Consider the following 11,138-nt stretch of genomic DNA (forward strand, 5'->3'; position numbering starts at 1 on the left):
AGAAAAAATGAAAATGATGAAATGTTCCCATTTTTCTATACATTTAATCCTTCATTTCTTCATCCTAAATATATTTTCATGAAATTCATTAAGCTATTTTGTTGCTTATTTTTCCTTTGCCTTCAAATGCAAACCTTTGCACAAACGGATAGCCTCGACAAGTATATTCTTACTCCCCAATCATCTCCGCTGCCCCAAATAAATGGAGCGCAGGTATTTGGCGTAAGGCCTGGTTCTCCGATAATTTATAAAATTGCCGTATCAGGCACTAAACCTATTCATTATAAAGTGGAAAATTTGCCAGATGGGATAAAAGTAGATGAAAACTCGGGTATTATCACGGGCGCGATCACTAAGGAGGGGAACTATAAAATGAAGATTATCGCTTCCAATGCTTTAGGAAAAGCGAAAAGAGATTTTACCATAAAAGTGGGTAATTTATTAGCACTGACACCGGTGATGGGCTGGAATAGCTGGAACTGTTGGGGGCTGAGTGTTAATGCAGATAGGGTAAAAGCCTCTGCACAAGCTATGATAGATAAAGGGTTAATTGATCACGGATGGAGTTATATTAATATTGACGATGGGTGGGAAGCGGAGAAGCGCAATGCTGATGGTACAATTGCGACTAACGAAAAATTTCCAAATATGAAATCTTTAAGTGACTGGTTGCATGCGCAAGGATTGAAATTCGGTATCTATTCTTCTCCAGGAACGCGTACCTGTGGTGGCTTCTTAGGCTCTTATCAACATGAATTACAAGATGCTACGACATATGCGAATTGGGGTGTAGATTATCTAAAATACGATTGGTGCAGTTATGGTGATGTTTATAAAAAAGAAGGTGACACTTCTGTTGCTGCTTTTAAAAAACCTTACATAACGATGCAAAAGGCGCTAGCTCAACAGCATCGAGATATTTACTACAGCCTTTGTCAATACGGTATGAGAGATTCATGGAAATGGGCTCCGGAAGTAGGAGGCAATAGTTGGCGTACTACTGGTGACATTAACGATAGTTGGAAAAGTCTTACCAATATTTGGTTTAGACAAGCTGCTCTGTATCCTTATGCATCTCCGGGCCATTGGAATGATCCAGACATGCTGATTGTGGGTATGTTAGGCTGGGGGGATCATTTGCATCCTACCAAACTTAAACCTGATGAACAATATACGCATATAAGCATGTGGTGCTTATTGTCTGCACCCTTGTTGATTGGTTGCGATATGAGTAAACTGGATAATTTTACAACCAGCCTTTTAACCAATGATGATGTATTGGCGCTAGATCAAGATGTCTTGGGTAAACAAGCAAAGCAAGTTATAAAATATGACGATTACCAAGTGTGGGTGAAAGATTTGAGTGATGGCTCACATGCAATTGGTATTTTCAATGTCTCAAACAAAGAAATGGAAATTACAGTTAATTGGAAAGATTTAGGATTATCTCAAAAACAAAATGTGCGCGATTTGTGGCGGGAGAAAGATTTAGGGAAGTATAAAAGAACTTTCGAAACACCGGTTGCTTCACACGGTGTACGATTGATTAAAGTGTGGTAATTATTATACCTATTTAAAAGCTATATTTTTAAAAATGCTCATTAGAAATGAGCATTTTTTTTGCGATCCATTAAATTGGCTCAGCGTTTTATTATTTATGTTTACTTGGTTTGAAGGACATGAAATGCTTTATCTTGTTCACTATTTTACGGGCAAGCTTTTTAGAGGTTTGAATGTCTTGATAACGGCTTTTCTGCGAGGGCAAAAAACCGTGCTATTCAACCTATCATTTATATTGTGTTCAGCCAAAAACGATGAATCGTTTTTGCGCTAGAATTTATAAATTTGTAGGATGAATGACTCAACACCTTTAGCTGAAAGACTTCGTCCTAATACGCTAGATGAATTAGCAGGACAGCAGCATTTAACTGGGGCAAATAGCATATTGCGTACGGCTATCGAAAACGGTAAAGTTCCTTCAATGATTTTATGGGGTCCGCCGGGCGTAGGTAAAACGACGATTGCCAATATTATTGCGCATAATTTGCAAGTACCTTTTTATCAGTTAAGTGCTATTAGTAGTGGGGTAAAAGATGTACGGGAAGTATTGGAGAATGCTAAAAAACAAGTAGGGGCTGTTTTGTTTATTGATGAAATTCACCGTTTTAACAAAGGGCAACAAGATGCCTTACTAGGGGCGGTGGAAAAAGGTATTGTTACTCTGATAGGTGCCACCACAGAAAATCCATCTTTTGAAGTGAATTCGGCTTTACTTAGTCGATGTCAGGTGTATGTATTAAAGCCCTTAAATCGAGACGATTTGAATGCCTTATTACAAGAGGCTATTAAGAGAGATATACTCTTTAAAGAACTCCCTATCGAATTAAAAGAAACTGAAGCTCTCTTGAATATATCTGGAGGCGATGCGCGTAAACTATTGAATCTCCTGGAACTTTGCGTCAATACGCTAAGTGAAAAATCGTCCAAAGAAATTATAATTACTGATGATGTGGTGATGCAAATTGCACAGCAGAAAATTGCTTTGTACGATAAAAAAGGAGAGCAGCATTATGACATTATTTCTGCCTTTATCAAAAGTATGCGCGGAAGTGACCCTAACGCAGCTGTTTATTATTTGGCTAGAATGATAGAAGGTGGAGAAGATGTAAAATTTATAGCGCGACGTATGGTGATTTTTGCGAGTGAAGATATTGGTAATGCGAATGCAAATGCACTTTTGTTAGCAAATACCACATTTGATGCTGTGAACAAAATCGGCTATCCGGAATCACGTATTATATTATCACAATGCGCGACTTATTTGGCGTCCAGTGCGAAAAGTAACGCGAGTTACGTTGCTATTGATGAGGCGATCACTCTGGTTAAAAAGACGGGAGATTTGCCTGTACCACTACATCTGCGCAACGCACCAACCAAATTGATGAAGCAAATGAATTATGGTAGGGATTATCAATATGCGCATAATTACGAAAGGAGTTTTGCTGGACAAGAGTATTTGCCCGAAAAGATTATAGGTACAAAATTTTACGATCCCGGATCAACACCGCGGGAAGTAGAATTACGCAAGTTTTTAAAATCCTTGTGGAAAGAAAAATATAACTATTAGCTTAATAGGTAAGAATGGAAATCGATCTATGTCTTTTTCTGCTTTAGAAAGTGAATAAATTATTTGGATACAAAACATAAATCTACTAATTTTGTAGACTAATAGTTATTTAAATGAAAATAAATTCAAATCTTTCTTGTCCTATTTCAACAAAAAAAACCGATGAGAATATTGTGCGAACAGTTGCTCTATTCGTTTTCATTTTTACAATGCTTGGCGTGTTTTTAAATAGTGTGCTGATAATTTCTTTGTTAGTACTTGATTTTGCGAGCAGAGCTTTTTTCAGTGGAACAGCCAGTCCATTGAAGATATTGGCAAAAGTGATATCTAAATGGTTTAAATTTAATAAAAAACCGGTGGATGTTGCACCCAAAAGATTTGCCGCTATATTAGGATTTGTTTTTATTTCCCTAATTTTAATTTTTACGCTTTTACATGAAAATATTTTGGTAAATAGCTTTACGGTAATGTTATTGGCTTGTGCTCTTTTAGAATCAGCTTTCGGTTTCTGCTTGGGTTGTTTTATTTATACTTATGCAGTTTTACCTTTCAAAAAATAGATGGCATTGTCGGTTATTATTTTAATTTGAAATATTATTAGGCTAAGGGGTTATTAATCCATTTTATAATAAATCGATAAAAACCGGTCCTCACGGTGCAGTTCACTTTCTCCCAAATAATCCGTCTAAATATTCTTCTTTAAAATCGATATAAGTCGGGCTGCCGCCGGAAGGAGAGAAGTTGGGAATCTGACACTTAAACAAATCTTCGACTAGTTGTTTCATCTCGTCGGAACTTAATATTTTTCCGGCTTTAATGGCGTGTTGACGAGAAAGACAACGCACTACTTTTTCACGTTTACTAAATTTGACATCACTGTTGAAATGCTTAAACTGTTCTAATAAAAGTTCAATAGCTTTTGTTTCATTTCCATTTGCAACATCCGCAGGGACAGCAGTAATTAAATATATATCTTCTGACGCCTTTTCTATTTGATATCCGATGATTTGTAATTCGGGTAATAAATCTTCCAAAAGAATACTGTCGGCAATGGATAGTCGAAGTTCTGTAGGAATAAGCACTTGCTGAGATATGCCGGATTTTTTGTGAATGAAGGAAGCAAATTTCTCATACAAAACTCTTTCGTGTGCTAGTTGTTGATGCACGAGTATAAACCCATTAACCGATGGTGCTATAATATATGTCCGAAGCAATTGTAAGAATGGAGCTGAAGTGATAATCTTATTAATTGCCGTTACTTCTTTTTCTAGATTCAGTATGTTGTATTGTGGTAGAGAAAGAGATTTCTCTTCATGATCGTTTTGCAAAAACGCATCAATCTTATTTGTCGTATCACGCACCTCACTTGGTTGGTAAAAACTTTGCCAATGCTTTAATTCTCCTTTGTTATCAGATTCTATAAAATGTGCTTGATTTTTTTGCGTGAAGGTTTTATATAAATTAGAGGAGGTCGCCGCATTTTTATTATCTTCATCAAAGGGTTTGTTTATGGCATCTAATTGCTGAATTTCGGAATTGAGTGAGAAGTCTAGCGAAGGCATTACACTTGCCTGTGCCAATGCATGTTTCACAGCGGCTTTGACAAAAGCATAAATTATTTTTTCATCCTCAAATTTTATTTCTTGTTTTGTTGGATGTACATTAATGTCCACTTGCGCTGGGTCAATATCAATAAACAAAACATATAAAGGGAAATTCTCTTTTGGAATTAATTCGCTGAAAGCACCAGTAATAGCGTGATTTAGATAGGCGCTTTTGATAAAACGACTATTGACAAAAATATATTGATCGCCACGTGTTTTCTTAGATACATCCGGTTTGCCAATAAAGCCTGAGATATTTATATAATCGGTCTCATCCTTTACTGCAACCAGTTGCGATTGCAAATTATTCCCCAATGACTGAATTACTCTTTGTTTTAGAGATCCTCCCTCCAAATGCAAAACTTTTTGTCCATTGCTGGTTAAAGAGAAATGGGTAGCTGGAAAAGCCATCGATACACGAATAAACTCTTCGATGATGTGGCGCAGTTCGGCTACATTACTCTTGAGGAAATTCCTTCTTGCAGGTACATTGAAAAACAAATTTTTCATGCTTATGCTGGTGCCCTTAGGGGCTGCACAGGGCTCTTGTTTTACAACTGCACTATTTTCAACTTCTAGATAAACGCCTAATTCATCGTCTTCACGACGTGTTTTTAACTCTACTTGTGCAACTGCTGCAATAGAGGCTAAAGCCTCGCCACGAAATCCCATGGTTTTAATATGAAATAAATCATCAATGCGTTGTATTTTGCTAGTAGCATGGCGTTCAAACGACATGCGTGCATCTGTTTCGCTCATGCCCTTTCCATTATCAATTACCTGAATTAAGGCTTTGCCTGCATCGTTGATAATGAGTTTTATGTCTGTTGCACCTGCATCTACAGCATTTTCCAAAAGTTCTTTAACCGCGCTTGCAGGTCGTTGTATCACTTCACCAGCGGCAATTTGGTTGGCAATATTATCGGGCAATAATTGTATGATATCCACAAATAAATCCTTTCTTCTTTAAACGTAAAAATGTGTAGCGAAGTTAGCTTTAATTTGTCGATTTAAGGATTTGTGTATCTACTCTTTCTCAAATCAATTTTAAACTTTACTTTTGCGGCACAAATTTATTGTATGGGAAGAATATTTGAGGTAAGAAAGTCAACTATGTTTGCGCGTTGGGATAAGATGTCCAAACAGTTTACGCGCATAGGTAAAGAAATAAATATTGCCGTTAAAGCCGGTGGGGGAAATCCGGATACGAACCCGGCTTTAAGAAGATGCATGCAAAATGGTAAAAGTGTAAACATGCCCAAAGATCGAATTGAAGCAGCGATCAAAAAGGCATTGGGCAGCGATACTGAAAATTATGAAGAACATTTATATGAAGGTTACGCTCCGCATGGGGTCGCGATTTTGGTAGAAACGGCTACTAATAATAATACACGTACCGTAGCCAATGTGCGCTCTCATTTTAATAAAGGCGGTGGGGCTTTAGGAACAAATGGAAGTGTGAGTTTTCAATTTAAAAAAATGGGTGTTTTTAAATTGAATCCGGAAGGTTTGGACGCAGATGAATTGGAGTTAACACTGATAGATGCGGGATTAGATGAAATGGGAGAGAGTGTTGATGATAATGAAAACCCCGTATTGGTGCTTCGTTGCGGATTCACAGATTTTGGGAATTTACAAAAAGCATTAGAAGATAAAAATATTACTCCTTTAAGTGCAGAATTAGAATGGATTCCGAATGTGACCGTTCCGGTGACGGATGAACAAGCAGAAGATGTGAGTAAATTAATTGATCGCTTGGAGCAAGATGAGGACGTGAATAAAGTCTTCCATAATATGCAATAATTTTTGATGAAGAATTTTTTAAAAAGAAGATGCCGGCTAGAATTTCTTGCCGGCATCTTATATTGTTCATCGATACTAGTGGGTAATTATTTTAATGTCTTTTTTAATTTTCTAAAATTTCCATCAATAGGTGTATCGATGTGCAGGCCAAGAATATGTGCTATAAGTGGATAAATATTTATATTCTCGAAGTTTTTTACTTGTATATGTTGTTTAAATGCTGGGCCCCAGGCATAAAAGGTGGCTTGCATTTCGGGTAAACGGTTATCGAATCCATGTGCGCCCATCATTTTTCTGCTGCCAAAATAAAAACTATATGGAGGATTTGGTGCTAAAATAATATCTCCTAGACGCCCATATTTATCGTCTTTTTTTCTATAATGCCATTTTTTAGGTGTTTTATTTATGAGATAAACATTGTAATTCTGGGCTACTTTTTTAATAGCTTTATAAGTGGGCTCTATGTCAGCTTTATTTTTCGCATACAAGTGAATTAACTCACCACCTTTGGCTATTGTAAATTTACCGGTATCAATTACTGTTGGTAAAAATAAGTCTTTGGTGGAATCAATATTGGCAAACCCATGATCAGAGACGAAAATGAAATTGATAGGAAGTCGTGTGCTACGGCACATTTCCACTATTTTATGGATCGAGCTGTCGACAAAATGCACAGCCGCTTCCGTTTGTTTTGCATCTACGCCATGTAAGTGTTCTTGATGATCCACTTCGGGGAAATAAAAAGTGATAAAATGAGGTCTCGTAGTCGCAGGTTTTTGTAGCCATTCTTGTAAAATAGCAATTCTTCTATCTATGGGAATAGACTCGCTATAATTATAGTAATATGTTGGCGGTACTCCATCTATATGACTTTCGGACCCCACCCAGTAAAAACTAGCAGATAACATTTTTTGTGTTTCTGCCAATACCCAAAGTGGCTCGCCGCCGTACCAGGAAGAATCGCGTACCGCATATTTATTACTCACCTTATAAAATTGTTTCCGATTTGGGTCGTAAAAAGTGTTATCCACAATCCCGTGATGTGAGGGGTATAACCCAGTGATAATACTGTAATGATTAGGAAATGTAAGTGACGGATAGCTAGGTTTCATAGACACCGCTTTTACGCCATTATTACTAAGTTGCTTTAGGAATTGTGCATTGTATTTTTCGGTAAGGTCATACCGGTAACCATCCGCGGAAATAAGTATCACATAAGGTCTTGTCACTTGAGCAGGTGCGTTGGTTCTGTTCGGAATAATTTGTTGCATGGTATCTTGTGCTTTAGAATTCCATGACATTAACGAAAGGCCAATGATAAGCACCCAGATGCGTTTTAAAAATAAATTATACATATGGACTAGCATTGAAAAGATTTGTATTTCCGAAGAAATAAAATTTATTTTGTGAACCAGAAACTTCAAAGCAAAAGTAATCAACAAGTATGAAGAGAGTATTAAAAATATTACAGATAGTTTACAGTGTTTATGCCATGTTGTTGTTCGTTATATTGATGTTGATTGTTGTGCCCTTCGTTTTCCTGAGTTCTTTGTTAGGTAAAAAGAGGGGAGGCAATCTTGTTTATATCATTTGTAGATGGTGGGCAATTCTTTGGTATTTTTTTATTTTTATTCGGCACAAAGAAATTTTTGTCGCATCACATAATAAAGAGCGGCAATATATTTTTGTGGCCAATCATCGCTCATATTTGGATATTCCGGAATTGATGCGGGCAATGCACCAACCCGTACGGGTTTTGGGTAAACACGATTTGGCCAAAGTTCCTATATTTGGTATTATTTACCGAGCTGCAGCCGTTTTAGTCGACAGAAGTAGCCGTGAAAATCGTGCTAAGAGTGTTGCAATGATGAAAGACGTTTTAGCTAGTGGAATGTCTATTTTTATTTTTCCCGAAGGTACCTTTAACGAAACAGGACAACCACTGAAAGATTTCTATGACGGAGCTTTTAGAATAGCATTAGAAACCGGGACCCCCATAAAACCAATTATTTTCCCAGATACTATTAAGCGATTTCATTATGAAAGTATTTTTAGTTTTACTCCCGGCATTTGCAGAGCCATTTATTTGGAAGAATTGAGTGTGCAGGGTTTGGATAAAACAGATACTCGTGCCTTGAAGCAAAAGGTATATGCAGTAATGGAAGAAGCATTGACGAAATTTGGAATATAAATGTGTCGTGTTTTATCCTAAAAATAAAAATATTGAGACTTTTTTGATATATGTTTTTGCCATTGTTTCAAGCGTCTATCTTATACTGCTTTGTTTAGTTTTGGTCATAATGGTTAGCTTTCTTTTGTTGATAGTTTAAGGGCTCTGCTTCTGCTGTCCAAGATTCGGCGGTATTGAAATGTTGAATAACAAAACAAATATTGTCTTACGACTTTCCTATGTATTGAGGTTCCAAAATAATGAACAAAATAGAACCAGCTAATATTTGTTGCCGCTGTCCAAAAGACGATAATGTTTTCGTATTTGTTTATTTAAACGTTGATGATAAACCACCTGATACGCAAGGACGAGGCAACGCTCTGATTTTTTTTAAAATATTAAATAGAAAGGCTGTGGATATCTCTTTTAAAAATGCTAAGTTATGGTTACTTGCTCTTCTTTATACTTGCTACTAGTGGAAATAGGCGTCAATAGATGAATATGGCAACTTAAAGAAACGGCAAACTGTTGAAATTCAATCCTGATAAGGGGTGTAATGCAATATCCGCTAAATAAGTAGAGAACGAGTACGCTTTATTTGGCTTTGCTAAATAGGTTGTTATTAATGAAAATTAATGATTTATGAGGAGGATTTTTTTTAAATTGTATATCTGTAAAAAAAACTGAAATAAAAACTTTTTTTTTCAACATTATTTCGTCACTTTCGTAATCTTGTTTGCAAGATTAAGGAACGTGATTGCACCACTTAATTTTAACAAGCCTATCTGAACGACTGAGGAATTAACTTTAAATATTTTTGTAAAAATGAATAAAACGGCGGAATCTGTTTGGGCAAGTTGTCTGGATATAATAAAAGACATTGTTGAATGGCAACATTTCAAAACATGGTTTGAGCCTATAGTGCCTGTTGAATTAAAAGACAATAGCGTATTACTTATTCAGGTACCTAGTAATTTCTTTTACGAATATTTAGAGGAGCATTATGTAAGCCTTTTAGCTAAAACACTTAAGCGCCAATTGGGGAGACAAGCTAGATTGGAATACCGTATATTGGTAGATAGTGGGAATACTTCAGGAAAAGGCTCGATGAATTTACTATCAAGCGAAGAAAAGGGACAAGCCAACACATTGGTTTTGCCTTTGAATATTAATAGTAATAGTGGGTTGCATCCAATCGTTTTTCCGGGTATAAAAAGAATGCAAATTGATTCACAGCTCAATGATACCGATACATTTGAGAAGTTTGTGGAAGGTGATTGTAATCGAGTTGCACGCCGTGCGGGAAAAACCGTTGCGGAAAAACCTGGTAATAATTCTTTTAACCCATTGTTTATATATGGAGGTTCTGGTTTGGGTAAGACGCATTTACTTCATGCAATTGGCAATGAAGTAAAAAAGTTGCATCCTAATAAGGCAGTATTGTATGTAAGCAGTGAAAAGTTTATCAATCAATTTCAACATCATAGCAGGAATAATCAAATTAATGATTTTATCAATTTCTATCAGTTGATAGATGTGTTGTTGATTGATGATGTTCAGTTTTTTAATCGTGCAGAAAAAAGTCAAGATGCTTTCTTTGCCATCTTTAATCATCTACAACAAAGTGGTAAGCAATTGGTGCTTACTTCTGATAAATCACCACGAGATCTAGATGGTTTGCAAGATCGGTTGCTGAGTCGTTTTCGTTGGGGGTTAAGTGCCGATATTCAGGTGCCTGATTATGAAACAAGGATAGAAATATTTGAACAGAAGATGCGTGATGAAGGCCTGGAAATGCCTAAGGAAGTGGTTAAATATGTAGCATATAATTTGAATACCAATGTGCGGGAATTAAGAGGGGCATTAATATCGTTATTGGCGCAGTCTTCATTGAATAGGCGCGATATTGATATTGAGCTTGCGAAGAAAGTTTTAAGAAATATCATCAAAACAAATAACAAAGAAGTTACCATTGATGCCATACAAAAAATGGTGTGCGAATATTTTGATGTACCTTATAATCGTTTATTAGAAAAAACGAGGAAAAGAGAAGTGGTACAAGCAAGACAAATAACAATGTACTTATCTAAAACATTCACCAAAAACTCTTTAAAAACTATTGGAGAGCATTTTGGTGGGAGAGATCACACTACTGTCATTCACAGCTGTCAAACTGTAAAAGATTTGATGGACACAGATAGCATTTTCAAAGAAAATGTAATGGAGCTAACGCAGAAGGTACAATTGGCTTCCATGTAAAATAATTAAGCGATTAAATTTGGAATTTAAGAATTCGAATTATACTTTTGCCTCCCATTCAAAGGATGGAATTTCAGCAAAACCCGGTGAGGTGGATGAGTGGCTGAAATCAGTAGTTTGCTAAACTGCCGTACGGGTTAAACTGTACCGCGGGTTCGAATCCCGCCCTCACCGC

The 11,138-nt window shown here is 36.5% G+C and carries 9 protein-coding genes and 1 tRNA gene; 8 read left to right on the forward strand and 2 right to left on the reverse strand.

The window, feature by feature from the left end:
- From ACQR30_RS14490 to ACQR30_RS14500, 3 genes are all read left to right on the forward strand, one after another.
- The coding region (locus ACQR30_RS14490; protein ID WP_429736362.1) for a putative Ig domain-containing protein at nt 1-1,560 on the forward strand (1,560 nt) is incomplete at its 5' end.
- Nucleotides 1,561-1,852: 292 nt separating this feature from the next.
- Nucleotides 1,853-3,127: a replication-associated recombination protein A gene (locus tag ACQR30_RS14495; RefSeq protein ID WP_429736364.1), complete on the forward strand. Its 1,275-nt coding sequence runs from the start codon at nt 1,853-1,855 to the stop codon at nt 3,125-3,127.
- 113 nt (nt 3,128-3,240) lie between these two features.
- A complete protein-coding gene (locus ACQR30_RS14500) occupies nt 3,241-3,687 on the forward strand; it encodes a DUF4395 domain-containing protein (protein ID WP_429736366.1) in 447 nt (148 codons plus the stop codon).
- A gap of 102 nt (nt 3,688-3,789) precedes the next feature.
- Here ACQR30_RS14500 and mutL read toward each other — a convergent pair whose 3' ends face one another.
- Nucleotides 3,790-5,679: a DNA mismatch repair endonuclease MutL gene (gene mutL, locus ACQR30_RS14505; RefSeq protein WP_429736368.1), complete on the reverse strand. Its 1,890-nt coding sequence runs from the start codon at nt 5,677-5,679 to the stop codon at nt 3,790-3,792.
- 132 nt (nt 5,680-5,811) lie between these two features.
- On the opposite strand from mutL, the gene ACQR30_RS14510 reads away from it, so the two are divergent.
- On the forward strand, nt 5,812-6,534 hold the full coding sequence (locus tag ACQR30_RS14510) for a YebC/PmpR family DNA-binding transcriptional regulator (RefSeq protein ID WP_429736370.1): 723 nt from the start codon (nt 5,812-5,814) through the stop codon (nt 6,532-6,534).
- 86 nt (nt 6,535-6,620) lie between these two features.
- Here the strand turns inward: ACQR30_RS14510 and ACQR30_RS14515 are convergent, their stop codons facing one another.
- Entirely contained in the window at nt 6,621-7,901 is a 1,281-nt protein-coding gene (locus ACQR30_RS14515; RefSeq protein WP_429736372.1) for an ectonucleotide pyrophosphatase/phosphodiesterase, read from the reverse strand.
- Nucleotides 7,902-7,978: 77 nt separating this feature from the next.
- Between ACQR30_RS14515 and ACQR30_RS14520 the strand changes: the two genes are divergently transcribed.
- The 4 genes from ACQR30_RS14520 (at nt 7,979) to ACQR30_RS14535 (ending at nt 11,137) form a co-directional block, all read left to right on the forward strand.
- Nucleotides 7,979-8,725: a lysophospholipid acyltransferase family protein gene (locus ACQR30_RS14520; RefSeq protein ID WP_429736374.1), complete on the forward strand. Its 747-nt coding sequence runs from the start codon at nt 7,979-7,981 to the stop codon at nt 8,723-8,725.
- Nucleotides 8,726-8,964: 239 nt separating this feature from the next.
- A complete protein-coding gene (locus ACQR30_RS14525; protein ID WP_429736376.1) occupies nt 8,965-9,180 on the forward strand; it encodes a hypothetical protein in 216 nt (71 codons plus the stop codon).
- 349 nt (nt 9,181-9,529) lie between these two features.
- A complete protein-coding gene (dnaA, locus tag ACQR30_RS14530; protein WP_429736378.1) occupies nt 9,530-10,963 on the forward strand; it encodes a chromosomal replication initiator protein DnaA in 1,434 nt (477 codons plus the stop codon).
- Nucleotides 10,964-11,048: 85 nt separating this feature from the next.
- Nucleotides 11,049-11,137: transfer RNA gene (locus ACQR30_RS14535), tRNA-Ser, on the forward strand.
- Nucleotide 11,138 lies beyond the last annotated feature (1 nt).

This window comes from Arachidicoccus sp., from assembly GCF_050436765.1.
GTDB lineage: Bacteria > Bacteroidota > Bacteroidia > Chitinophagales > Chitinophagaceae > Arachidicoccus.